We start from the raw sequence: 23,523 nt of genomic DNA on the forward strand, positions 1-23,523 counted from the left end.
GTTTGCGCGGCGCCCGGACCGATTGCTTCGATCACCTCGATGACGAATCGTTGGCTGGGCACCTCGTTCACCCGGCTCTGGGCGGCCTACGCGGTGAGCACCTTCGGCACCTGCCTGGCCCTGGATGCCTTACCGCTGATCGCGATACGCGTGCTGCACGCCGAACCGGGCGCGGTCTCCGCCTTGGCCGCCGCTGGATTGGCGGTCGGCGTGGTGCTGGCCATCCCCCTCGGTCCCTGGGTCGAGTACCGCCCGAAGCGTCCGGTGATGGTCGCGACGGATCTGCTGCGGTTCGCTGCCATGCTGAGTATTCCGGTCGCCTTCGCGTGCGGCGTGCTCGGTTACGCGCAACTGCTGATCGTCTCCGTCGTGATGGCCGCGGCCGATATCGCCTTCCGCGCGGCGAGCGGCGCGTATCTGAAAAATATTGTCCCGCAGGAGGATCTGCTCGTCGCCAACGGCAGATTCGAATCGACCACCTGGACCGCGACCGCGTTGGGACCGCCGCTGGGCGGCACCGCGATCGGTCTGTTCGGGCCGGTCACAACCGTCCTCGCGGATGCGTGCAGTTATCTGCTGTCCGCCGCGGCGCTCGGCTCGATCCGCGCCGGCGAACCGCAGCCGGATCGCGGGACGGTCGCGCGCACCCGCGCCGCCGATCTGTTCGCGGGATGGCGCTATCTGCTCACACATCCGGGGCTGCGACCGCTGTTTCTCAACTCCGTCGCGGTGAACGGGCTGATCATGGCGACCGCGCCGGTCGTGGCCGTGCTGATGCTCGGCCGCCTCGGCTTTCCCGCCTGGCAGTACGGGCTGGCGTTCGGAATCCCCTGCCTGGCGGGCCTGGTCGGCTCCCGGCTGTCGCCCCGACTGGTGCGGCAGTACGGGGAACGCCGGATCATCCTGGTCGCGGGCAGTGTGCGGGCCTGCGGGCCGATCGGATTGGCGGGTATCACGGCGGGTCTCGGGGGCCTGATGCTGGTGATCGTCGTCGAGGCCGGCCTCATCGCGAGCATCGGGATCTTCAATCCGGTGATGGCCACCTCCCGCCTGCGGCACACCGAATCCGGATCGGTCGCACGCGTGCTGACCGCGTGGTCGATCACCGGCAAGGCCACCACCGCGATACTCACCGCGCTCTGGGGCGTGCTGGCGCAACTCACGGGCCCGCGCACCGCACTCGCCGTGGCGGGCGTGTTGCTGCTGGCCACGCCGTTGTTGCTGTTCCGAAGCGAATACACCGACGTGGGCCCCTCGGCGGAACCGTCGCAGTCGTCGGCGGCACCGGAGCCGCTGCGGCAAGGGTGACCAGCGACCCGAGCGACAGCGACTCGAGTGACCAGCGCCACAGTGCCGTGCCGCTGTTCGGCGCCTAAATTCGTTAATTAGCGAAATGCCGAAGGATGGTGGATGTGCGCGACAGCGGATCGGTTCGCGGGGAAGACCTCGCCGAGCTGAACGAGGCCGAATGCGAGATGCTCGAGGAATGCAAGGCCCTGGCCAACCGGACCAGGTTGCAGATCCTGCACTGGCTCAAGGAGCCGCACGCGAATTTCGCTGAGCTGGACCGGGATTCGGCCGAACTCGGCGTATGTGTCGGACTGATCCAGCGGCGGGCCGGAACGTCGGCATCGACCATCTCGGCCCACCTGGCGGTGCTGCAGCGTGCGGGATTCCTCATCGCCACCCGGCGCGGGCAGTGGACCTACTACCGCCGCGACGAGGTCCGCATCCGGCACTTCACCGACCGACTACATCGCGTGCTCTGATCCACGCACCCCGAGTACGAAAGGCAGCGACCATGCCTACCGCGACTGTGCCCACCGCCCTGTCCATCCTCGACCTGGCGTCGGTGGCACCCGGCGCGACCGCGCGCGAGAGCTTCGCCAACAGCGTCGCCCTCGCACAAGCCGCCGAGCGCAGCGGATATCGGCGCGTCTGGTACGCCGAACACCACAACATGCGCTCCATCGCGTCGAGCGCCACCAGCGTGCTCATCGGCCACGTCGCCGAACACACCGAGACCATCCGGCTCGGCGCGGGCGGGATCATGCTCCCCAACCATTCCCCGCTGGTCATCGCCGAACAGTTCGGCACCCTCGAAACGCTCTTCCCCGGCCGCATCGATCTCGGCCTCGGCCGCGCGCCCGGCAGCGATCAGAAGACGATGCTCGCCCTGCGTCGCGATCCCCACTCGGCCGACTCGTTCCCGCAGGATGTCCTCGAACTCCAGGGATATCTGAGCGGACAGTCACGCATCCCCGGTGTGCAGGCGGTGCCGCGCGCGGAAGGCATCGTGCCGCTCTACATTCTGGGCTCCTCGCTGTTCGGCGCACAGCTCGCGGCGCATCTCGGCCTGCCGTACGCCTTCGCCTCGCACTTCGCGCCGGATGCGCTCCACCAAGCGGTCGAGGTCTATCGCGAGAAGTTCCACGCCTCGGAGCAACTCGCCGAACCGTATGTGATGGCCGGCATCAACGTCTTCGCCGCCGAGACCCGCGAGGAGGCGATCGAGCAGAAGACCGTCTCCTACCGGGCCCGCGCCCGCATGATGATCTCCCGCGGCGCCGGCACGGCGACCTTCACCGACGAGGAGATCGACGCCTTCCTCGCCTCGCCCAACGGTGCCCAGCTGGCTTCGATGACGCGCTACACCGCCGCCGGCACTCCGGACGAAGTACGTGACCACCTGGACGAATTCGCCGGCTCGATCGGCGCCGACGAGCTGATCCTCGTCCACCACGCCACCGATATCGCCGACCGGGTCCGATCCGTCGAACTGACCGCGGCCGCGATGCGCACCGAACGAGCAGCCAACTGAAAACGGCCGGGCCCGTCGCTACGGGCCCGGCCGTCTCCGGCTCACCTGCGGTGACTACCGCTGCGGTCGCCTACTTCGTGGCCGTCGCGGTCGGTGCCGCCGACGTGGTGGTCGGCTGCGTCGTCGTCGGCTCGGTTGTCGTCGGCTGGGTCGTCGTCGGCTGGGTGGTGGGCGGTGTCGTGGTCTCGACCGGGGCCGCGACCTGGGTGCGAGCCGGCGGTTCGGCCGGTGCGACGGTCGTGGTCGTGGTGGCCGGGGCCGTGGTGGTCGGCGCCGTGCTGGTGGTCGTCGGCGTAGCGGTCGTCGGCGCGGGCTGGGTGGTGGTGGCCGCGGGGCTCGTCGTGGTGGCCGCCTTGGTGTCGGCCGCCTTGCTGTCCTGGACGGTCTTGTACGCCGCTTGGACGTCGGCCTGGGTCGGCTGCGACTTGGTGTCGATCTGCTGACCCGCCTGCGCCTGCTGCGCCAGGTGGGTGAGCCACGCCGCCGCGTATTCGGCCGAGGTCATCGGCTTGCCGTTCGCGGCGTCGGAGTCGCGCCAGTAATCGAAGTGGTGGCCGGTGCCGTTGGGGCCCAGGGTCAGCTGGTACGGATCACTCATGATCACCGGAATCGTGTTCTGGTTGGTGACGATCAGGCCGATGATCTCGTTGAGGACCTTCTGCGGCAGATATGCCAGCGGCGCCATCTGCTCGGTCGAAATCGACTGTGCCGGAGCGGGTGCGGGCGGATTGTCGCCCGGCTTGTACCCCGGCTCGGACACCTTCAGCAGCACCTGCAGGAAGGTCTCGTTACTCGCCATCCAATTCGGCTGCGACGCGATGTAGGAGAAGGCGTTCATCGCGATCCGGCCGAGTGTGACCGCCACGTCCTGACCCGTCGCGGGCGTCAGTCCCTCGTTCTGCAAGTTGTCGACGTTCAATTGCCGGCCCACGTTCGCGGCCAGCTGCAGCAGCGAAATGTTCTGCGGCGCAGCGCAAGTGAGGTCGCCTTCGGAGCAGAACGAGGCAACCTTGCCGTTCAGCGCGCCGAAGTCGCCGGCCTGGTCGGGCAGCGCGCCCTGTCCGGAGATCGGCTTGTTGCCGTTCTGGTAGTTCTGACCGAAGCCGTCGGGATGATTCGGATCCTGGGCGCCGGGGAAGGGGCCGTCGCCCGCAGTGCGGCCGGCATCGGCCAGAATCACCACGCCCAGAACGTTTTTCGGGTCGACGACATCGTATTTGCCGTCGGCGCCGGGCTCGTCGTGGCCGATGCCCATGGCCACGCGGCGCGCGACGTCGGCGCCTTCGCTGTAACCGACAATGGAGAACTTGGTGTCGGGGCAGGCCTGCGCGATGTCGTGCATGACCTTCTCGGCATTGGCCACACCGGTGTCGACGGCCTGCTCGTAGGTGCTCATGTTGGCCGGATACGCGATGTACACCGCGGCGTAGGAACCCGGATCCACCTTGTCGGCGGGGGCGTTGACCACCGGATCGACCCAGTGGCTGCTGTAGTCACCCGACAGGGCCGCCGGCAGCGCGTTGCCGTTCGCGTCGACCAGCATGGCCGTCTTGTTCGGGTCCGGGCTGTCGTTGCGACCGGCCACCGAGATGGTCACCATGTCATGACACTCGGTGACCGACGAGGTGAGCCGCGTATCGCGGGTCTCGGGCGTCGCCATCAGCCCCCACGAGGCCGCGACAATGGCCGCCACCCCCAAAACTGCTGGTCCGGCAGCCGCGGAGGCGATGCGGTGCCGTCTGATGAACTCGCGAAGAGCCATGTCCTGATCCCCAATTCGGTCCGACAAGAAAGCGGGACAGGCCCCCCGACGGGCCGTGTGTGTCACGAGAGGTGTCGGGAACCGCGTGGCGAGTGTTACCAGCAGGAACTGTTCTGTGATCTGAACCGCGGCGTGTAAACGCGGAGGCCGCCCGCGGCGATAAAGCGTTTTCGCGCCCACGCCGGAGACCGCCGCTTCGACGATCCGGCAAATTTCTTTGCGTCGAGGACGGTGCACTGGGCACGGTGAACGCGTGGACGACGGGTTCGAACCGGTAGTGGCGGCACTGGGACCACGGCTGCGCGAACTGCGCCGCCGCAGCGGCCGGACGCTGACCGAGCTCTCCGCCGGGACAGCGATTCCGGTCAGCACCCTTTCGCGGCTCGAGTCGGGGCAGCGCAAACCGGGCCTCGAACAGTTGCTGGCCCTCGCCCGGGCCTACCGGATTCCGCTGGACGAACTGGTCGGCGCCCCGGCGAGCGGTGACCCCCGGGTCTATCCACAACCGTTCACACGCGACGGCATGACCGTCGTCCCGCTGACTCGCAATCCCGGTGGGCTGCAGGTATTCCGCCAGATCCTGCCCGCCGGAGGCAGCCGCCGTGAACCGGCGCCGCGCTCGCACGAGGGCTACCACTGGCTGTATGTGCTCGACGGCCGGTTGCGTGTGGTGCTCGGTGATCAGGACCTGGTTCTCGGTACCGGCGAGGTGGCCGAGTTCGACACGCACCTCCCGCACTGGTTCGGCAACGCCGACGCCCGCGCGGTCGAATTCCTCAGCATCCTCGGCCCCCAGGGGGAACGCTTCCACCTGCGAGCGCGATACCGCCCCAACTGAATTCGCCGCACCGGGCCGCTCGTACGAATCGCTCGTACCATGGCGTCATGTCTGTGCAGCCGGTGGTGCTGGCCGGTGCCGTGATGGACCTCGCGGTCCCGGCCGGGCGCGGCCTGCCGGGCGTGAGTATGGCCGGATTCCGGGGAAGAGCGGGCGAAACGGTCGCCTTGCAGATGATCCCGTATCCGGCGCTGACGGTTTTCGTCGATTTCGGTGACGCGCTGGTCGTCGACGGTGTGAGCGGTGAGCGCACGGGCGGGCCCCTCGTGGTCGGCCTGCCCCGCGGCGCGCTGCGAGGTTCGGGCCGTGCGGTCGACCTGCTGCAGATCCGGCTCTCTCCCGTGGTCGCCCACGCGGTGCTCGGTGCGGGCGCGGCACTGAACGGGATGGTGGTCGGGCTCGGCGAACTCTGGGGCGGCGATGCCGCGCGCATCCAGGAGCAACTGCGTGCCGCGCGGTCGTGGGACACGCGCTTCGCGATCGCGCACGCCGCACTCGCTCGGCGCCTCGCCACCGGCCCGGAGGTGGATCCGGAGGTCGAATTCGTCTGGCGCCGACTGACGCACAGCCGTGGCGGCGCCCGGATCGAACCCCTGGCGGCCGAGGTCGGCTGGAGCCGTCAGCGGCTGTGGTCGCGCTTCCGCGCCCAGATCGGGATCACGCCCAAACAGAGCGCCCGGCTGGTGCGGTTCGACCACGTGGCCCATCGACTCGCCGCCGGGCACCGCCCCGCTCGGGTCGCCGCCGAAACCGGTTTCGTCGATCAGTCCCATCTCCATCGCGACATCGCCGACTTCGCGGGAATGACCACCTCGGCCGTCGCCGCCGCCCCGTGGCTCTCGGTCGACCACATCGCCTGGCCGCGACAGCTGCCCGCTAGCCGCGCGCCATATCCACGAAGCGGCTCAGGTGGAGCTGGTGGGCGACGGTGATCGTCGCCGTGGGGCCGTTTCGGTGTTTGCCGAGGATCAGGTCGGCCTCGCCGCCGCGCGGATCGTCGCGTTCGAACGCGTCGGGGCGGTGCAGCAGGATCACCATATCGGCGTCCTGTTCCAGCGAACCGGATTCGCGGAGGTCGGAGACCATGGGGCGCTTGTCCGTTCGCTGTTCCGGACCACGGTTCAGCTGACTGATCGCGACCACCGGAACTTCCAGTTCCTTGGCCAGTAGTTTCAGGCTCCGGGAAAATTCCGAGACTTCCTGCTGGCGGGATTCGACCTTCTTACCGGAGGTCATCAGCTGCAGATAGTCCACCACGACGAGCCGCAGATCGTGGCGCTGCTTGAGCCGCCGCGCCTTCGCCCGGATCTCCATCATGGTCAGGTTCGGCGAATCGTCGACGAACAGCGGCGCCTCACTGATCTCGCTCATCCGCCGCGCGAGCTTGGTCCAGTCGTCGTCGCTCATCCGCCCGGCACGCATATCCCCGAGTTTGATCTTCGCCTCCGCCGACAGCAGACGCATCACGATCTCGGTCTTACTCATTTCCAGCGAGAAGATAACGCTCGCCAAGCCGTGCTTGATCGAGCAACTCCGCATGAAATCCATTCCGAGGGTAGATTTTCCGACGCCGGGGCGGGCCGCGACGATGATCATCTGGCCGGGGTGCAGGCCGTTGGTGACCTCGTCGAGTTCGGTGAAGCCGGTCGGTACGCCGAGAGAGATGCCGCCGCGGCTGGCGATGGAGTCGATCTCGTCCATCGTCGGCTGGAGCAGTTCCTCCAGGGGCAGGAAGTCCTCGGTGGACCGGCGTTCGGTGACCTCGTAGATCTCGGCCTGGGCGCGGTCGACGACCTCGGCGACGTCCTGGCCCTCGGAGCCGGCGTAGCCGAATTGGACGATGCGCGTGCCGGCCTCGACCAGGCGCCGCAGAATCGCCTTCTCAGCAACGATTTCGGCGTAGTAGGAGGCGTTGGCCGCCGTCGGCACGGTTTGCGTCAGGGTCACCAGATAGGGCGGGCCGCCGATGCGTTTGAGTTCGCCGCGGCGGTCCAGGGTGGCGGCGACGGTCACCGGGTCCGCGGGTTCGCCGCGGCCGTAGAGGTCGAGGATCGCGTCGTAGACGGCCTGGTGCGCGGGACGGTAGAAATCGCCGGGACGGATGACCTCGACGACGTCGGCGATGGCGTCCTTGCTGAGCAACATGCCGCCGAGGACCGACTGTTCGGCGGCCATATCGTGCGGCGGCTGCCGACCGAAATCCTCGCCGGGCTGATCGTTGTAGTCCGAGTGCCCGCGATCGTCGACGACTGCCACTCGACCGTCCTCTCTCATCGCACCCGGCCTGATCCCACCCGGCTTCGACCCTATTGATGACTTGTTGTACGCCCGGGTACCGACACGTCGGAACATGTCACACCGGCCGTCGCGGCGGCCGCCACATGATCGAGAACCTGCCCGTAGCTAACGAATTTCCCACAGCGAGAATCGCGGTGCTACCGGCGCGTGACGACGGCGCCTGGAAGAACCTAAGGGACCGAGTTGGGGATCGCCAAACCGTCCTGTGGAAACAACTGTGGATAAACTGGGCACAGTTCACCCACTGTTGTGCAGGCCTTGTGCATCAACTGGGGATAACCCGGTATGCGCAGCAGCTATGACCAGGTGGAACCACGTTTTTTGGATTTCCCACATGTGGATTGATATGGCGTCGGCGTGTCACCCGAGATGAACAGCCGGGCGTGTTGGGTTAACACCGCTCTCCGACGCTATGGCGTAGATCACATTCGAGATGGTCGGTTTGGCTACTTGTCCACAAATCCCCAGGAGCTGGGTAAAAAGTGCGCAGAAGCTGTCGCCGGCGGGATCCGGTGCCTGCCGTCACCAACTAGCAAATCTTTCGCAACTCTATCGTGTCGGATCCGATTCCGGTCCGAAACGCGGCAAGAGCCGTATACGGGCCTGTCGGCCGGAGAAATCCGAGCAGGCGAAGACCATCCCCGCGGTAACCACGGGGATGGTCTTCGATGAACTGTGACCCGTCGGCCGGATCGGGCATATCGGCGAACCGATGGGTGCCGTACCGGACAGCGGGGCGGAGATCACTCCGCGGCAGCAACCTGCAGGTCGAACTTGGCGATCACGTCGGGGTGCAGGTGCACGGTGACGTTGTGCTTGCCGGTGCTCTTGATGTGCGACTTCGGCAGCTCGATGCTGCGCTTGTCGAGCACCGGGCCACCGGCGGCCTTGACCGCGCCGGCGACGTCGGCGGTGGTCACCGAACCGAACAGCTTGCCGGTGCCGGCGGTCTTCACCGACAGGGACACGCCCTCCAGGCCCTCGATCGCGGCCTTGAGTTCCTTGGCGTGGTCCAGGTCGCGCACGCGACGGGCGTCCTGCGCCCGGCGAATGCCCTCGACCTGCTTCTCGGCGCCGCGGGTGGCGACGATCGCCAGGCCGCGGGGAAGCAGGTAGTTACGGCCGTAGCCGTCCTTGACCTCCACGGTGTCGCCGGGCGCACCGAGGTTGTCCACATCAGCAGTCAGAATCAGCTTCATCGTCTGCCTCCCGTTCTCAGCGAGCCGTGGACACGTACGGCAGCAGCGCGACCTCGCGAGAGTTCTTCACCGCGACGGCGATGTCCCGCTGGTGCTGCACGCAGTTTCCGGTAACGCGGCGGGCGCGGATCTTGCCGCGGTCGCTGACGAACTTGCGCAGCAACGCCGTGTCCTTGTAGTCGATGACGGCGCCGGTGCCCGAGCCGTCCTTCTTCGCCTTCTTGTCGTCCTTGCAGAACGCGCAAGCCTTCTTCTTCAGCACCTTTTCGCGTGCCGGTGCTTTGGCCATGGGTCTTCACTCCGTTTGCCTGGGAGCCGCGTACCGCGGGCCCCGATATGTGAGCCGTTCAGAACGGCGGTTCGTCGTCCATCTGGCCGCCTCCGAAGGAGCCGGCCGCGGGAGCGCTGCCCCACGGATCGTCGCCGGCGGAACTCTGCCCGCCGCGACTGCCACCGTTGGAGCCGCCGAAGCCCCCACCACTGCCGCCGGAATTGCCGCCGAAACCACCACCGCCACCGCCGCGCGAGGTCTTGTTGACCTTCGCGGTCGCGTAGCGCAGGGAGGGACCGACCTCGTCGACCTCGAGTTCGACGACCGTGCGCTTCTCACCCTCGCGGGTTTCGTAGGAGCGCTGCTTCAGCCGTCCGCTCACGATGACGCGAGCGCCTCGGGTCAGGCTCTCGGCGACATTCTCCGCGGCCTCACGCCAAATGTTGCAGCGCAGGAACAGTGCCTCGCCGTCTTTCCATTCGTTGGCGTTGCGGTCGAACACCCGGGGGGTCGAGGCGACGGTGAAATTGGCCACCGCCGCGCCCGCGGGCGTGAATCGAAGTTCCGGATCTGCCGTCAAATTGCCGATGACGGTGATTACGGTGTCGCCTGCCATGGTTCCTCCTGGTCTCCGGTGCGATCAGCTGTGCACTCGCCTGTTGCGCTAGAGCCTAAGGCCAGGCAACGACAAGTGCGGTTTGCTTTCCGGCAGGTATGCCAGGGGTCTTACTTCTTGTCCTGCCGCAGCACCTTGGTGCGCAACACCGACTCGTTCAGGCCCAGCTGACGGTCGAGCTCGCTGACCGTGGCCGGTTCGGCGGTCAGGTCGACGACGGCGTAGATGCCCTCGGCGCGCTTCTCGATTTCGTAGGCCAGCCGGCGGCGGCCCCAGAGGTCTACCTTGTCGATCTTGCCGCCCTGCTGCGAGACCACACTGAGCATCTTGTCCAAGTTCGGACCGACAGTGCGCTCGTCCAGGTTCGGATCGAGGATGACCATCACTTCGTAATGACGCACGGGAACCCATCACCTCCTGTGGACTGTGAACGGCCACGGACTTTCCGTGGCAGGAGGGGTCGTTGCGTCAGCAACCCGACAAGGCTACATGAACGGCCGGTCCGGACCCGAATCCGGGGCGCCGGGTGCGAAATGGGTCTCGTTCCCGATGAATATCGCCGTCGGCGGGGTAGCCCACCTATCGTGGTGGACATGCCGATTCGATCCGCCGATCGTGGAAACTCCGGCGGTGGCGAGGGCGTGGCTGCGGAGGTGGCCGCGTGGCCGATGCGATAGTCCGCGCGCGCGCAACCGGCCGGGTCGCGGCCGCGGCCGCGGTGCTGGCCTGCGCAATCACGTTGATCTTCGCCTATCTCAACAAGGCCCGATGCGCGGGCGCGCCGTTCGACGGCGACGGGCGCAGCCTGATCTTCGATCGCATCAAGGATGCCGAGGTCTGCTATTCCGACATCCAATTCCTCTGGCTCGGCCGCGGCATCGATGAGCATCTGTTTCCGTACGTCGGCGGCGGTATCACCCCGGACGGCACCCTGACCGGCGGCGCCGTGGAATATCCGGTGCTCAGTGGGCTGCTGATGTGGCTCGGCGCGGCCGGGGTGCACGACGACGCCGGCTTCCTGCTGCATTCGGCACTGCTGCTGGCGCCGTTCGCTCTGCTGACCGCCTGGATGCTGGGACGGATGTCGGGTGCGGTCGCGCTGCTGTGGTCGGTGGGCCCGCCGCTGGTGCTCTACGCGTTCCACAATTGGGAACTTCCGGTGGTGTGCACGGCCGTCGGCGCGGTCTACGTGATGACCACGCTGACTCGATATTCGTTGCGCACCAGGGGAATTGTCGCAGCCGTCCTGCTGGGCATCGGATTCTGCCTGAAGCTGTATCCGGGAATCTTCGTCCTGCCGCTGATGCTCTACATCCTTCTCGGCGAGCCGGACCTCGGCGAGCGCCCGGACGTTCCCCGCCGCGGCTACGACCCGGCCGGTGCGTTCGCGGCCGCGGGTGCGGCGATCGTGACGGTGGCGACGATCAACCTGCCCTTCGCTCTGCTCGGCTACGACGGCTGGCGGGCCTCGTTCACCTTCCAGCAGATGCGGCAGGCCGACATCACCACCAACTCGATCTGGTACTGGGGTCTGCGGCCGATGTTCCCGGATGGGCACAGCGGGGAAGCGTCGTTCCAGGACGTCGTGGCTATGGCCTCTCCCGTCCTGGTGGTCGTCTCGTTCGCACTCGCTGTCTGGTTGGGGTGGAAGCGTTTTCCCGCACTCGGCTACTACCCGTGGGTGGGCGTGAGTGCGGCGATGCTGTGTGGATTCCTGTTGTTCCACAAGGTGCACTCGCCGCAGTACACGCTGTGGGTGCTGCCGTTCTTCGTCCTGCTCGAGGTGCCGTGGGCGGCGGTCGGCGTCTATCTGCTGGCCGATCTGGCGCTCGGCATCGGGGTTTTCCGCTACTTCCACGCCCTGGGTAGCGGAACGGGTGCGGACTTCTACGAGAAGCTCGTGCAGTTCGGAGTGTGGGGACGCGCCGTCCTGCTGGTGTTCTTCTTCTTCGCCTTCGTCCGCGCCCGCCCGCGCGGCTACCGGCCGATGGTGTCGCCGATAGCGCGCGAGCTCGTTCCCGCCCGCTGAATTACGGCTTGCCGTGGCGAGCGCGGAACGACGCGCTCTTGGCGCGGTTGCCGCACAGCGTCATATCGCACCAGCGCCGCGAACCCGCGCGGGAGGTGTCGAGGTAGAGGCGTGTGCAGGTGTCGCGGCCGCATTGTTTGATCCGATCGCGATCGGGTCCGCCGAGGAGTTCGATCGCCTCGGTCGCGATGCGCGCGAGGGCGTGAGCGCAGTCGCCGCGGCGGGTCACACCGGCGTCGGCGCGCAGGGCGATCGAGGGCTTCGGACCGTCGGCGATCCGGTTGACCAGCACCCGGTCGGCATCGCGCCACGGCTCACCGGTGGTGGTGGCCAGGGCCAGGCGGTACACCGCTTCGCGGAATTCGACCGCCCGGGTCAGGCCGGCCGCGTCGCACCGCGCCGCGGAATCCAGTAACCCGGCAGCGATCATCCATTCGTCGAGGGTGGCGGGAGCCGTCAGGAGATCGACGAAACCGGCATTGCGCTCCTGGACCGTCCCGGCGAAATCCAGGGCCAGGTTGCCGCTGACGAAGGTGAACACCTCGTCATCATAACCCCCTTGACAGGTTAGTTGCGCCGATGTCAGGGTTGGTAACCAGTTGAAGCGGTTATTCGGGAGGCGTCGTGCGGAAGCACCTGATGGAGACGGCCGCACCCGCGGCCTTCGTCGTGATGTGGAGCAGTGCGTTCATCGCCGGCATCATCGGCGTCGGTGCGGCGCCACCGATGGTGGTGCTGTTCGCCCGCTTCGCCTTCGCCGGACTGGTCTTGGCGGGGTATGCCGTCGTCGTCCGGGCGCGGTGGCCACGCGGCCGGCAGTTGGCGCATGTCGCCGTCGCAGGATTGCTCATGCAGATGGTGCAGTTCGGCGCCTTCTACACCGCCATGGCCGACCATGTGTCCGCGGCGGTGATCTCACTGGTGCAGGGATTGAATCCGGTGGTGATCGCGCTGTTCGCCGGGACCGTGCTCGGGGAGTCGGTCACGGTGCGGCAGTGGATCGGATTCGGTGTCGGCGGCCTCGGCGTCGGACTTGCGGTTGTCGACCAATCGCATTTCTCCGCAACGGGATTGATGCTGTGCGTGGTCGGTCTCCTGGGCCTGAGCCTCGGCACGGTCTATCAGAAGCGTTTCGTGCCGCAGGTCGACACCCGCACGAACACCGCTGTGCACGTGCTGATCAGCGCGCCGGTGGCGGGAATCCTCATGCTCGGGAGCGGGGATACGCACATCGCCGATCCGCTGCGATTCGCCGGCTCGCTGATGTGGATGGTGGCGATCAACGCCGTCGCCTGCTTCCTGCTCCTGAACGCGATGCTGCGCCGCTGGGACGCCACCCGCGTCGGCAAGTTGTTCTTCGTCACCCCGCTGGTCACGGCGGGGCTCGCTTGGCTGCTGATCGCACAACCGTTGCGGCCCTTGACGATTGCGGGGCTCGGCGTCGGCCTGCTCGGGATGGTTCTGGCCTCGCTCCGATCCGGAACCCGGCCCGATGCCGCGGTGGCCGGGGAGCCGACCTCGCCGGCGCCCGGCGGCATCCTGGAGCGCCGGCCCGGACTGGCCGCCTGAGTGCGGGGTTGCGCACCGATCGGGCGCTAGTGCGGCTCGCCGTGCGCCGCGCTGATCACGCCGTCGAGCACCTCGCGGGTGCGGACCAGATCCTTGATGCACGCGTCGATGCGTTTGCGTTCGGCGGCAAGGGTTTCCGAGAGCCACGGGGTCGCGGTCTGCGCGGGCGTACCGTCGGTGTCGTTGATGCACGGCAGCAGTGCGGCGATGGTGCGGCTGTGCAGTCCCGCGGCGAACATCTCCTGAATGCGGACCACGCGGTCGACGGCCTGCTCACGGTATTCGCGCTGACCGCCCGAGGTTCGGGACGAGGCCAGCAGGCCCTGGCTCTCGTAGTATCGCAACGATCGCACGCTGACGCCCGTGCGTCGTGCCAGTTCGCCGATGCGCACCGATTTCTCCCTTGCACCTCACATTGATGTCAGGTTCTACGGTACGCGCATGCTGTTGCTGACCGACTATCACGCAAGCCACCTGCACCTGCCCAATCGCGTCGTGATGGCGCCGATGACCCGGCTGCGCTCCCACCCCGACGGCTCGCCCACCGACGATGTGGCGACCTACTACGCCCAGCGCGCCGACGCGGGACTCATTGTCACCGAAGGAATCTGGCCGCATTCCAGCGGCCAGAGCGAGGCTTGGGTGCCGGGCCTGGCCACCGAGGCGCACGTCGCCGGATGGCGGCGGGTCACCGAAGCCGTCCACGGCGCGGGCGGGCGGATCTTCGCCCAGCTCATGCACGGCGGGCGGTGGGGTCATCCGCTGGCCCGGATCGACGGCACCCTGCCGGCCGGCCCGTCGGCGGTACCGGCCGCCGATCCGGTCCACCTGATCGACGGCGGAAAGGCACCGGCGCCACGACCTCGTGCCATGACCCGCGCCGAGATCGCACGGGCCGTCGAACATTACGCCGCTGCCGCCGCCAACGCGCTCGCGGCCGGATTCGACGGTGTCGAGATCCACGGTGCGAACAGCTATCTCGTCCACCAGTTCCTGGCCGACAACACCAACCTGCGCACCGACGAATACGGCGGCACGATCGCCAACCGCATGCGATTCGCACTCGAGGTCACCGATGCCGTTGCCGCCGTGGCCGGTTCGCATCGCGTCGGAATCCGGTTGTCACCGGGCAATCCGCAATTCGGCATGTACGAGGCCGATCCTGCGCCGCTCTACCGCGCCCTGGTCGGTGAACTCGCCGGCCGGGATCTCGCCTATCTACACCTCACCGACAACGACGACTATCCGGCACTCGCCGATCTGCGCCCCCGCTGGAACGGCACGCTGATCGCCAATATCGGTGAGAACCGCGCGCCGACCGGACCGGCGGCGGCCGAGCGGGCGATCGCCGACGGCCGGGCCGATCTGGTGTCCTTCGGGCGCGCTTTCATCGCCAATCCCGATCTGGTGTCGCGGATCCGGCACGATCGAGCGCTGGCGCCGGTGCGCGAGGACGGTCTCTACGGCCGGGGACCGACCGGATATACCGACTACCCGGCGTGGAGCGACCGCGACGAGCGGGTGGCCTGACCGGAATTCACGGCGCCGATGACCGCCCCGGTCGCCTACTGTCGGCTCGCTCATCTCGGGCTTCGTGGCAGGCGTGGTGACGGGCATCGGCGATTTCCATTGTCACAGAACCCGGCCCGATTCGGTGCCGGGGTTCCGGGATTACCGCCAGCGCTCCAGCAGCCGGTTCGCCTCGGTGCTCAGCGCGCTCTGCAGGAACGGCCCGAAACTGACTCGGGCAACGCCCACTTCGGCGAACCAGGCGCGATCGCCCTGATCGGGCAGGCCGATGGCGTTGACCGGCAACGGAAGTTCGGCACACAGCCGGCGCAGGATCTCCGGATCGCGCTGACCCACCGGGTACAGCACGTCGGCGCCCGCTTCGGCCGCCAGCCGCATCCGTTCCAGCACCCGCTCGACCCGGTCGGGGGTGTTCTGGTCCTCGCGCAGGAACAGGTCGGTGCGGGCGTTGACCACCACGTGCACACCGGCGGCATCGGCCGCCTGCCGCAGTCCGGCGACGAAGTCGGCGTGCTCGCTCGGCTCGCGCAGGCGGCCACCCTCGCTGTGCACCGAATCCTCGATGTTGAGACCGACCGCGCCTGCCTCCAGCAGTCCGTCGATCAGCTGGACGGGCTTCAGGCCGTAGCCGGATTCGATATCGACCGAGACGGGAATGTCGACCGCCGTGGTGATCTCGCGAACCCGGGCCATCGATTCGGGATAGGTCATCCCCTCCTGATCGGATTTGCCCAGCGAATCCGCCAGTGGATGGCTGCCGACGGTCAGTGCGGCGAAACCGGCCGCCTGCACCAGATTCGCCGACCACGCGTCCCAGACCGTCGGCAGAATCGCCGGATCGCCGGGGCGGTGCAACTCGAGGAAGGTGGTCGCCTGCTCGCTCAATGCGGTCATGTGTCGATCCTCGCCCATGATCGGGTGTTCGCGCCAGCGGCCGGATACTGCGGCCTGGGTTGCAGGGGCGACGGCAACCACGGCAGCGCCGGATCCTGCGCGCGATCCAGAATGCCGCCCACCGGGTCGTCGGCGCCGTCGGCCCGGACGAGGTCCTGATCGGGACGGTAGATCTGGCGGACCACCAACGCGCACAGGCCCACGACCGCGAAATCGCGGATCAGGACCGCGCTGGTGAACCACTGTTCGGGGACGCCCTTGTCGTCGGTGCCGAGATAGTAGTACATGCGCGGGAACCACACCAGCGCGTCGATCGTCATCCACGCCAACAGGATTCGCCGGTGCGGCAGGGCCAGCACCGCCAGTGGCACCAGCCACAGCGAATACTGCGGACTCCACACCTTGTTGGTCAGCAGGAACGCCGCCACCACCAGGAAGGCCAGCTGCGCCACGCGAGGCCGGCGGGCGGCGGTGAGCGCGATGTAGCCGATCACCGCGCAGGCGGCCGCGAACAGCACCAGCGACACCAGATTCAGCGCGGTCGGAGTGTCGGAGGAGGCGAGGGAACCGTCGAAACCCTGCCAGCCCGTGAAGGAGGTGACCACGTTGTAGAGCGAATCCGGGTCGGCGTGGCGTTCACTGTTGAGCCGGAAGAATTCCCACCAGCCCTCGGTGAACGGCACCGCGATGGGCAGATTCACCGCCAGCCAGGCCAGCACCGCCGACACCACCGTCACCAGCGCCGCCCGCAGCGGGCTGATCCGCGCGCCGGCCAGATAATCGCGCAGGGCGCTCCAGGCGTTGTTGCCGTTGCGCCGCAGCTGTTCCCGCAGGCCCGGCAAACGGTCACGGCCGTCGGCACGCAGGCAGAGCACCACGATCGGGCCCAGCAGCAACAGCGGATACAGCTTGGCCGCACCGCCCAACCCGAGCAGTATTCCGGCCAGGACCGGCCGTCGTCTGGCCCACGCCAGCAGGCCCGTGGCCGCGAAAGCCGTCGCCAACGCGTCGAAATTGGTGAAGATGTGCACGAGCACCAGTGGTGAGAGCGCCACCAGCGCCGCATCCCAGATCCGGCGGCCCGCCAGCATCGCCGACGCCCACACCGTCACCAGCCAGGCCAGCGCCAGTCCCACGGCGACGACGTTGAAATACACCACCACCGACAGCGCCTTGGGCAGCGGCAGCGACATCCAGATATTGGCGACCTCCATCGCCAGGTACTGATAGAGGCCCGAGAGCACCGGATATTCCATGTACCGGGTCTGCAGTTTGCCGTCGGAGCCGACCTCGGTCCACTTCTTCTTGTACGGGAACGCGCCCTCGTCGAGATGTTCGGCGCCGTAGAGCGGCACCGTATCCGAGTAGCACATGGCCACGTATTGGCGACCGTTGTTCCAGTCGAGGGTGAGATGGCCCTCAGAGGTGGTCGTCTGCTGAATACAGCCGGCCTTACCGGCCCAGCCGAGGGCGAGGAACACCACCGCGAAGGCCAGCAGAACGCGCAGCGGAGTCCAGAAGCGAGAGCGGCCGACCAGGGCATGGTCGCCGACGGGGCCGCCGATCGCGCTGCTCAACTGAGCGGTCATCGAATCGGTGCGGCTGGGTTTGTCCCGGCGCACCGCCGTTCTCCGATCCGCCGCGAGGGGAGCCGCGGAAACGAAACCGGTGGCGGTCTCGACACCTTCGTCACCGAACGTCGAGGCCGCCACCGGCTGTTGTTCACTCACGCCACCCGAGGCTACCGGTGACTGTTGGAGTTCCCGTCTCCTGTCCCGTCGGTACTGTTGCCGACGCCGGCGCCCGGACGCTGGGACCGTGAATTGCCGTTGGTGTCACCGGAATTCGACGTGGTCGGTGGGGATCCGTCGGCGGGTGCCACCGGTTGCCCGGGCAGCGGCCCCGTGTCCTGCGCCTGCGGCTGGTTCTGCTGCGGCTGCGAGCGCGGATTCGGCTGGATGCCCGGCACCGGAATGGTGATGCCCGGCAGGATCTCGACCTGCGACGGCTTCACCACGACCGGCGGCTGATACTCCTGCTGTGTGGTGCTCGGTGCGGTGTACGGCGCCGAATAGGACGGCACACCGGCCTGGCCGCCGATCGCGGCCGGCTTCGGGAAGTTCTCCTTCGGCGTGCCCTCGAGCGCGCCGTCCATGGTGTCCTTCCAGATATCCGACGGCAGGCCGGAGCCGTACATGATCGACCCGCCGGGCGTCTTCAGCGCGACACCGTCCGCGGTACCCACCCACACCGCTGTGGACAGCGACGGGGTGAAGCCGATCATCCACGCGTCCTTGTTCTGACCGGTGTCGCCGAGCTGGGTGGTACCGGTCTTGGAACCGGACAGCCGGCCGCCGGCCAGGCCGTGGTTGCGGGACGAGGCGGCGATCGGCTGCATCGCGGCGGACAGGTTGTCCGCGACGGCGGCGGAGACCCGCTGCTCGCCCGCGACCTGTCCGCGGTCGAGCAGGACCTGACCGTCGGCCGTCACGACCTTCTGCACGAAATGCGGCTTGTGATAGACACCCGAGGCCGCGATGGTCGCGTACGCGGACGCCATATCCAGCGGTCGCACCTGGTACTGACCCAGGATGATGCCGTTGTTGGGGCCGGAGCCGTCGGGTTCGGTCAGGGTCTGGCCCACGCCCGGAATCGTGTCGGGAATGCCCATGCGGTGCGCCATCGCGGCGATCTTCGCCGGACCGTCCGGCATATCGAGTTCCATGCGGTAGAAGCTGGTGTTCAGCGACCGCTTGAGCGCTTCGGCGATGGTGCAGGTACCGCAGGTCTCGCCCTCGGCATTGGTGATCTTGATGCCGTTGACCGTCAGATCCGAGCTGTCGTACATCGTCGACAGCGGCTTGCCGAGTTCGAGGTTCTCGGCCAAGCCGAAGACCTTGAAGGTCGAGCCGGACTGCAGACCGGCATTGGCGAAGTCCCAGCCGGTCGCGTTGTCGCCGCCGTAATAGGCGCGCACCGCACCGGTTTTCGGATCGACCGAGACGACCGCGGTCCGGACCTCGTCACGTTCACCCTGCATGTTCTTGTGCACCGAATCGATCGCCGACTGCTGGGCCTTCTGATCGATGGTCGTGGTGATCTGCAGGCCCTCGGTGTTCAACTGGGTATCGCTGATGCCGGCCTCGGACAACTCGCTGAGCACCTGCCGCTTGATCAAGCCGTTGGGGCCCGCGGTCTTGTTCTCGCTGTCGTCGCTGTTGGCGCTGGACGGCAGGACCTTCGGGTACACCATCTTGGCGCGTTCGGCGGCGGGGACGGAACCGGCCTTGACCATGCCGTCGAGGACGTAGTTCCAGCGCTGCTCGGCGCCCTTCGGGTTGTTCTCCGGGTCCAGGCCGTACGGCTGGTTGATGGTGGCGGCCAGCATCGCGCCCTCTTCGACGGTCAGCTGTTCGACCGACTTGCCGAAGTAGGCCTTGGCCGCGGCGTCGATACCGAAGGTGCCGCGCCCGAACGGAATGGTGTTCAGATACGCGGTGAGGATGTCGTCCTTACTCCACTGCCGCGCCATCTTCGCCGAGATCACCAGCTCGCGCATCTTGCGGCTCAGCGAATGCTGATTGCCGACCATCGCGTTCTTGACGTACTGCTGGGTGATCGTCGAACCACCACCGGCGGTGTCCTTGCCCATCAGGTTGTCGCGCGCGGCGCGGGCGAAACCGCTGATGGAGAAGCCGGGGTTGGAGTAGAAGTCCCGGTCCTCGGCCGCGATCACCGCGTTGCGCACGTGCGGCGGGATCTGGTCGATGGTGACGTCGGTCCGGTTGCCTTCGGGCGGAACGATTCTGCTGATCTGCGTGGTGCCGTCGGAGGCCAGGATCGTGGCGACCTGAGGGGTTTTGAGATCACCCGGCTGGGGTATCGAGACGGTCGTGTACGCGATCAGGAAGACCGCGCTCGGCACCACGATGGCCAATGCCACCAGGACGTAGATCACTCGCCGCACGATGCGCCACGGCGATTTCTTCTTCGCCTTCGGGCCCCTGCCCGCCGAACCGCCCGGACCGTCACCGCCGCCGTTGCCCTTGCGCGGCGGCGGACCCGACGGGGGAGCACCCGCGCCGACCGCGCGGCGTCCGCCGGTGCCCGGTCCCGATCCGGGTCGAGTGCCGGCGCCACCGGGAGCCGACCGGCTGGCCGCGGTCGAGCGCGGGCCGCGCTGCGCCATCGCTTCACCGAGGGTTCCGGCCGCGATCTTCTGGGTGGCCTGAGGTTTCTGCTCACCGGGCTTGGCGATCTTCTGAGTCGCCTGCGCACCGGGACGGGGTGCCGGGTTCGCGGAATTTCCGGGGCGCCGCGGTGGGCCGCCGGCCGGATTCGGCTGACCGCCGCGCACCGTGGGCTGCCCGCCCGTGCGCGGTGGGCCACCGGCCGGGCCGCGCATCGGCGGGGTCCGGTCACCACCCGGCGGCGGGCCGGGACGTCGCGGGGGGCCGCCGGCGGGATTCGGTGGTCCGCCCGGCTGGCCGCCACGGGGACCGGCCGGTCCCGGGGGCGGTGCCTGGCGACGCGGCGGTAGCGGCCGGGCGCCGGGCGGGTTGCCGCCTGCCGGACGCGGTGGCTGACCACCGGGTCCGGATTGCGGGCCGCGCGGGGGCCGACCGCCGTTCGGTCCATCGTCGTAAGGCGAAGTCACAGCCTGGATCTCCATAACTCGATACGGTCCGGATAGCTCGGTGCGGGCGTGCACGGCCGTCGTCGGCCGGTATGGGAGCCGCTCCACATATCAGTCGAGTGTGCCCGTCATTCGGCGGCAGTCCGACGAGCGCCGCCACCACGACGGCGCCGCGGTGCCGGGGTGTGCCCCAGCACATACGACTGCACCAGATGATTCCAACTACAGGTCCGGCACACCTCGACCACGTGCACCGAGAACTCTTCCCGAGTTTCGGCCAGCCGCACCAGTTCCTCGGGGGTTCGGGCCGAACCCGCGATCGGTCCCAGTCCGTCGCCGTAGACCCACGATACGAGCGTGAGCTGCTCTTTCCGGCAGATCGGACATGTGACATCGCTCCCCCGCCCGTGGAATTTCGCCGCACGCAGCAGGTACGGATTCGCATCACATACCTCGGCGACGTCCACGCGGCCCGCATAGACATCGGCCAGCAGCGACCGGCGCCGGAGCGCATAGTCGACCACCTGCCGCTGAATTCGCACGGGTCCCAGAGTACTTGCGTCGGCGGGGGCACGGCACGCCACCGAGAGAAGCCACACGTTCCTTCCCGCTCACTATATCGGTCCGATATAGTTTGTAATCGCATCCATCGGTTAGGTCTGTTCAATACAGTCAGGAGGTGAAGCCCGTGCTCGAACTCGCGATTCTCGGGCTGCTCCTGGAGTCACCCATGCACGGCTACGAGCTGCGCAAACGGTTGACGGGCCTGTTGGGACCGTTCCGGGCCTTCTCCTACGGGTCGCTGTACCCGACGCTGCGGCGCATGCAGACCGACGGTCTGATCGCCGAGGAGAGTCCGGCCGGCGCGGTCACCCGCCGGGCCCGCCGGGTCTACCAACTGACCGAATCGGGTCGCGAGCGGTTCGGTGAACTGCTCGCCGACACCGGACCGCAGAACTACACCGATGACGGCTTCGGCGTTCATCTCGCCTTCTTCAGCCGCACCCCCGCCGAGGCGCGGATGCGGATCCTCGAGGGCAGACGACGGCAGGTCGAGGAGCGCCGAGAAGGACTGCGGGAGGCGATCAAACGCGCCAGCGGAACACTGGATCGCTACACCCGCCAGCTCCATCAACTCGGTCTCGAATCAAGCGAGCGCGAAGTGCGCTGGCTCAACGAGTTGATTGCAGCGGAGCAATCAATGAAGGCGGCACCACAGAAAGAGGGAAATGTCGGCCATGAGTGATGTCAACCCGGCTGCCAATGAGATTCGCGTGGCCATCGTCGGCGTGGGAAACTGCGCCTCCTCGCTGGTCCAGGGCGTGCAGTATTACAAGGACGCGGACGAGAACGCCACCGTTCCCGGCCTCATGCACGTCAAGTTCGGCCAGTACCACGTGCGCGATGTGAAGTTCGTCGCCGCATTCGACGTCGACGCGAAGAAGGTCGGATTCGACCTGTCCGATGCGATCTTCGCCAGCGAGAACAACACCATCAAGATCTCCGACGTGCCGCCGACCGGCGTCACCGTCCAGCGGGGTCCGACCCTCGACGGCATCGGCAAGTACTACGCGCAGACCATCGAACTCTCCGAGGCCGATCCGGTCGACGTCGTGCAGGCGCTGAAGGATGCCCAGGTCGACGTGCTGGTTTCCTACCTGCCCGTCGGTTCGGAAGACGCCGACAAGTTCTACGCGCAGTGTGCCATCGACGCCAACGTCGCATTCGTGAACGCGCTGCCCGTCTTCATCGCCTCCGACCCGGCCTGGGCGCAGAAGTTCGTCGACGCCGGCGTCCCGATCGTCGGTGACGACATCAAGTCCCAGGTCGGCGCGACCATCACCCACCGCGTGATGGCCAAGCTGTTCGAGGACCGCGGCGTGCAGCTGGACCGCACCATGCAGCTCAACGTCGGCGGCAACATGGACTTCAAGAACATGCTCGAGCGCGAGCGCCTGGAGTCGAAGAAGATCTCCAAGACCCAGGCCGTCACCAGCAACCTGAAGAAGGAACTGGGCGCCAACGACGTGCACATCGGCCCGTCCGACCACGTCGGCTGGCTCGACGACCGCAAGTGGGCCTACGTGCGCCTCGAGGGCCGCGCCTTCGGTGACGTGCCGCTGAACCTGGAGTACAAGCTCGAGGTGTGGGACTCGCCGAACTCGGCCGGCATCATCATCGACGCCGTGCGCGCCGCCAAGATCGCCAAGGACCGCGGCATCGGCGGACCCGTCATCCCGGCCTCGGCCTACCTGATGAAGTCCCCGCCGAAGCAGCTCGCCGACGACGTCGCCCGCACCCAGCTGGAAGCCTTCATCATCGGCGCTGAGTAGTTTGGCCTCGCTCCGTTCGGCGGGTTCGCGGCCCCGGCCGCGAACGGGGCCTCCTCGAGGTCGGCCCGTGCGGGGTTGAGCTAGGCGCTATGTCGCCTAGAGCGTTGGCTGTCGAAAAAGGCTGGGCTACATGGTTTTCCATGTCGGCCCAGCCTTATCGCGTTTCCGGCGACGGGTTACAGGTCTCGATAGACGTCTCGTCGCCATCCGACTTTGACCACGAGGATCACGAGAACGCCGTTGTCGATCCGGTAGGCGACCCGGAATCTTCCGACCCGCAGCTGATACAAGCCCTCGTGGCCGGACAGCTTCTTCACGTCCAGGCCCGGGGCATACGGGTCGTCGCCGAGTGCGGTCAGTGCGGTCAGGATGCGCATCGCCTCCTGCCGTTCGAGCGCGCGCAGTTCGTGTCGGGCCGATTCCAGGAAGCGGAAGCGGTACTTCACTCCTCGTCCTCGAAGAGGTCGGCGAGAACCTCGCTCATGCTGTAGGTCCGTTCATCGGAAGTGAGCCGGGCCGCCGCTTCGCGTGCGAGCAACTCGTCCTCGGCGGCATCGAACTTTTCCACCATCGACAGCGGGACCAGTGCGGCGGCCGGGGTGCCGTCGCGCAGAATGATCACCTGCTCGCCCTCCTCGGCTTCACGGATGTGGGTGGCCAGGTTGGCGCGGAGTTCACGGATGCTGATCTCGGACACGCAGCAAGTGTACGCGCTCGCGTGTACACG

The 23,523-nt window shown here is 67.4% G+C and carries 24 protein-coding genes; 10 read left to right on the forward strand and 14 right to left on the reverse strand.

All coding sequences use genetic code 11. The annotated features are described in order from the left end of the window. Positions 1 to 39: 39 nt before the first annotated feature. The 3 genes from NMI01S_RS06215 (at position 40) to NMI01S_RS06225 (ending at position 2,821) form a co-directional block, all read left to right on the forward strand. The gene (locus NMI01S_RS06215; protein ID WP_062995006.1) at positions 40 to 1,308 is read left to right on the forward strand and encodes an MFS transporter; all 1,269 of its coding nucleotides are present in this window, start codon (positions 40 to 42) and stop codon (positions 1,306 to 1,308) included. 104 nt (positions 1,309 to 1,412) lie between these two features. Continuing rightward, positions 1,413 to 1,769 carry an ArsR/SmtB family transcription factor gene (locus tag NMI01S_RS06220; RefSeq protein ID WP_245716729.1) on the forward strand — a complete coding sequence of 119 codons (357 nt, stop codon included), beginning with the start codon at positions 1,413 to 1,415 and terminating at the stop codon, positions 1,767 to 1,769. A 47-nt stretch (positions 1,770 to 1,816) separates the two neighbouring features. Continuing rightward, positions 1,817 to 2,821, forward strand: a complete 1,005-nt coding sequence (locus NMI01S_RS06225; protein ID WP_174554452.1) for an LLM class flavin-dependent oxidoreductase — start codon at positions 1,817 to 1,819, stop codon at positions 2,819 to 2,821. 70 nt (positions 2,822 to 2,891) lie between these two features. Here the strand turns inward: NMI01S_RS06225 and NMI01S_RS06230 are convergent, their stop codons facing one another. Further along, a complete protein-coding gene (locus NMI01S_RS06230) occupies positions 2,892 to 4,583 on the reverse strand; it encodes a cutinase family protein (RefSeq protein ID WP_062995008.1) in 1,692 nt (563 codons plus the stop codon). Between the two features lie 253 nt (positions 4,584 to 4,836). Between NMI01S_RS06230 and NMI01S_RS06235 the strand changes: the two genes are divergently transcribed. Both NMI01S_RS06235 and NMI01S_RS06240 read left to right on the forward strand, forming a co-directional pair. Continuing rightward, complete coding sequence (locus tag NMI01S_RS06235; RefSeq protein WP_062995009.1) at positions 4,837 to 5,421, forward strand: helix-turn-helix domain-containing protein; 585 nt, start codon at positions 4,837 to 4,839, stop codon at positions 5,419 to 5,421. 47 nt (positions 5,422 to 5,468) lie between these two features. Continuing rightward, on the forward strand, positions 5,469 to 6,353 hold the full coding sequence (locus NMI01S_RS06240; RefSeq protein ID WP_062995010.1) for an AraC family transcriptional regulator: 885 nt from the start codon (positions 5,469 to 5,471) through the stop codon (positions 6,351 to 6,353). On the opposite strand, the gene dnaB is transcribed toward NMI01S_RS06240, so the two are convergent. From dnaB to rpsF, 5 genes are all read right to left on the reverse strand, one after another. After that, the gene (gene dnaB, locus NMI01S_RS06245) at positions 6,298 to 7,677 is read right to left on the reverse strand and encodes a replicative DNA helicase (protein WP_062995011.1); all 1,380 of its coding nucleotides are present in this window, start codon (positions 7,675 to 7,677) and stop codon (positions 6,298 to 6,300) included. The genes NMI01S_RS06240 and dnaB overlap by 56 nt on opposite strands. 785 nt (positions 7,678 to 8,462) lie before the next feature. Further along, positions 8,463 to 8,918: a 50S ribosomal protein L9 gene (gene rplI / locus NMI01S_RS06250; protein WP_030514150.1), complete on the reverse strand. Its 456-nt coding sequence runs from the start codon at positions 8,916 to 8,918 to the stop codon at positions 8,463 to 8,465. 16 nt (positions 8,919 to 8,934) lie between these two features. Next, on the reverse strand, positions 8,935 to 9,207 hold the full coding sequence (gene rpsR, locus NMI01S_RS06255) for a 30S ribosomal protein S18 (protein WP_025353551.1): 273 nt from the start codon (positions 9,205 to 9,207) through the stop codon (positions 8,935 to 8,937). A gap of 58 nt (positions 9,208 to 9,265) precedes the next feature. Beyond that, on the reverse strand, positions 9,266 to 9,805 hold the full coding sequence (locus tag NMI01S_RS06260) for a single-stranded DNA-binding protein (RefSeq protein ID WP_036507149.1): 540 nt from the start codon (positions 9,803 to 9,805) through the stop codon (positions 9,266 to 9,268). Between the two features lie 110 nt (positions 9,806 to 9,915). Next, positions 9,916 to 10,206: a 30S ribosomal protein S6 gene (rpsF, locus tag NMI01S_RS06265; RefSeq protein ID WP_030514152.1), complete on the reverse strand. Its 291-nt coding sequence runs from the start codon at positions 10,204 to 10,206 to the stop codon at positions 9,916 to 9,918. 260 nt (positions 10,207 to 10,466) lie between these two features. On the opposite strand from rpsF, the gene NMI01S_RS06270 reads away from it, so the two are divergent. Next, positions 10,467 to 11,834 (forward strand): glycosyltransferase family protein, encoded by a 1,368-nt coding sequence (locus tag NMI01S_RS06270; RefSeq protein WP_439956230.1) that lies wholly within the window; start codon positions 10,467 to 10,469, stop codon positions 11,832 to 11,834. 1 nt (position 11,835) lies between these two features. On the opposite strand, the gene NMI01S_RS06275 is transcribed toward NMI01S_RS06270, so the two are convergent. Continuing rightward, entirely contained in the window at positions 11,836 to 12,375 is a 540-nt protein-coding gene (locus tag NMI01S_RS06275) for a CGNR zinc finger domain-containing protein (RefSeq protein WP_062995012.1), read from the reverse strand. An 83-nt stretch (positions 12,376 to 12,458) separates the two neighbouring features. Here NMI01S_RS06275 and NMI01S_RS06280 point away from each other — a divergent pair, with 83 nt between their 5' ends. Beyond that, positions 12,459 to 13,403 (forward strand): DMT family transporter, encoded by a 945-nt coding sequence (locus tag NMI01S_RS06280; RefSeq protein WP_245716730.1) that lies wholly within the window; start codon positions 12,459 to 12,461, stop codon positions 13,401 to 13,403. Positions 13,404 to 13,429: 26 nt separating this feature from the next. Here the strand turns inward: NMI01S_RS06280 and NMI01S_RS06285 are convergent, their stop codons facing one another. Beyond that, on the reverse strand, positions 13,430 to 13,795 hold the full coding sequence (locus tag NMI01S_RS06285; RefSeq protein WP_062995014.1) for a MerR family transcriptional regulator: 366 nt from the start codon (positions 13,793 to 13,795) through the stop codon (positions 13,430 to 13,432). Positions 13,796 to 13,844: 49 nt separating this feature from the next. Here NMI01S_RS06285 and NMI01S_RS06290 point away from each other — a divergent pair, with 49 nt between their 5' ends. Next, positions 13,845 to 14,933: an alkene reductase gene (locus NMI01S_RS06290; protein ID WP_062995015.1), complete on the forward strand. Its 1,089-nt coding sequence runs from the start codon at positions 13,845 to 13,847 to the stop codon at positions 14,931 to 14,933. 141 nt (positions 14,934 to 15,074) lie between these two features. Here NMI01S_RS06290 and NMI01S_RS06295 read toward each other — a convergent pair whose 3' ends face one another. The 4 genes from NMI01S_RS06295 to NMI01S_RS06310 all read right to left on the reverse strand — a co-directional run bounded on the left by NMI01S_RS06295 (position 15,075) and on the right by NMI01S_RS06310 (position 21,005). Then, positions 15,075 to 15,827, reverse strand: a complete 753-nt coding sequence (locus NMI01S_RS06295) for an isocitrate lyase/PEP mutase family protein (RefSeq protein WP_062995016.1) — start codon at positions 15,825 to 15,827, stop codon at positions 15,075 to 15,077. Continuing rightward, a complete protein-coding gene (locus NMI01S_RS06300; RefSeq protein WP_062995121.1) occupies positions 15,824 to 17,539 on the reverse strand; it encodes a glycosyltransferase family 87 protein in 1,716 nt (571 codons plus the stop codon). Before NMI01S_RS06300 ends, NMI01S_RS06295 begins: the two co-directional genes overlap by 4 nt. Before the next feature lie 29 nt (positions 17,540 to 17,568). Further along, entirely contained in the window at positions 17,569 to 20,016 is a 2,448-nt protein-coding gene (locus tag NMI01S_RS06305) for a transglycosylase domain-containing protein (RefSeq protein WP_062995122.1), read from the reverse strand. A gap of 575 nt (positions 20,017 to 20,591) precedes the next feature. Next, entirely contained in the window at positions 20,592 to 21,005 is a 414-nt protein-coding gene (locus NMI01S_RS06310) for a DUF5318 domain-containing protein (protein ID WP_158271251.1), read from the reverse strand. 146 nt (positions 21,006 to 21,151) lie between these two features. Here NMI01S_RS06310 and NMI01S_RS06315 point away from each other — a divergent pair, with 146 nt between their 5' ends. After that, positions 21,152 to 21,709 (forward strand): PadR family transcriptional regulator, encoded by a 558-nt coding sequence (locus NMI01S_RS06315; protein WP_036507131.1) that lies wholly within the window; start codon positions 21,152 to 21,154, stop codon positions 21,707 to 21,709. Then, positions 21,702 to 22,796, forward strand: coding sequence for an inositol-3-phosphate synthase (locus NMI01S_RS06320; protein WP_062995017.1), 1,095 nt, complete (start codon positions 21,702 to 21,704; stop codon positions 22,794 to 22,796). Before NMI01S_RS06315 ends, NMI01S_RS06320 begins: the two co-directional genes overlap by 8 nt. 176 nt (positions 22,797 to 22,972) lie before the next feature. Here NMI01S_RS06320 and NMI01S_RS06325 read toward each other — a convergent pair whose 3' ends face one another. Further along, on the reverse strand, positions 22,973 to 23,242 hold the full coding sequence (locus NMI01S_RS06325) for a type II toxin-antitoxin system RelE family toxin (RefSeq protein ID WP_062995018.1): 270 nt from the start codon (positions 23,240 to 23,242) through the stop codon (positions 22,973 to 22,975). Continuing rightward, positions 23,239 to 23,493 (reverse strand): type II toxin-antitoxin system Phd/YefM family antitoxin, encoded by a 255-nt coding sequence (locus NMI01S_RS06330; RefSeq protein WP_062995019.1) that lies wholly within the window; start codon positions 23,491 to 23,493, stop codon positions 23,239 to 23,241. The genes NMI01S_RS06325 and NMI01S_RS06330 overlap by 4 nt, the downstream gene beginning before the upstream one ends. Positions 23,494 to 23,523 lie beyond the last annotated feature (30 nt).

It is taken from the genome of Nocardia mikamii NBRC 108933, from assembly GCF_001613505.1.
Lineage (GTDB): Bacteria > Actinomycetota > Actinomycetes > Mycobacteriales > Mycobacteriaceae > Nocardia > Nocardia mikamii.

Coding starts and splice junctions, on each gene's coding strand:
- NMI01S_RS06240 (WP_062995010.1), top strand. CDS start 5,469: ATGTCTGTGCAGCCGGTGGTGCTGGCCGGTGCCGTGATGGACCTCGCG.
- NMI01S_RS06215 (WP_062995006.1), top strand. CDS start 40: ATGACGAATCGTTGGCTGGGCACCTCGTTCACCCGGCTCTGGGCGGCC.
- rplI (WP_030514150.1), bottom strand. CDS start 8,918: ATGAAGCTGATTCTGACTGCTGATGTGGACAACCTCGGTGCGCCCGGC.
- rpsR (WP_025353551.1), bottom strand. CDS start 9,207: ATGGCCAAAGCACCGGCACGCGAAAAGGTGCTGAAGAAGAAGGCTTGC.
- NMI01S_RS06290 (WP_062995015.1), top strand. CDS start 13,845: ATGCTGTTGCTGACCGACTATCACGCAAGCCACCTGCACCTGCCCAAT.
- NMI01S_RS06295 (WP_062995016.1), bottom strand. CDS start 15,827: ATGACCGCATTGAGCGAGCAGGCGACCACCTTCCTCGAGTTGCACCGC.
- NMI01S_RS06320 (WP_062995017.1), top strand. CDS start 21,702: ATGAGTGATGTCAACCCGGCTGCCAATGAGATTCGCGTGGCCATCGTC.
- NMI01S_RS06305 (WP_062995122.1), bottom strand. CDS start 20,016: ATGGCGCAGCGCGGCCCGCGCTCGACCGCGGCCAGCCGGTCGGCTCCC.
- NMI01S_RS06260 (WP_036507149.1), bottom strand. CDS start 9,805: ATGGCAGGCGACACCGTAATCACCGTCATCGGCAATTTGACGGCAGAT.
- NMI01S_RS06230 (WP_062995008.1), bottom strand. CDS start 4,583: ATGGCTCTTCGCGAGTTCATCAGACGGCACCGCATCGCCTCCGCGGCT.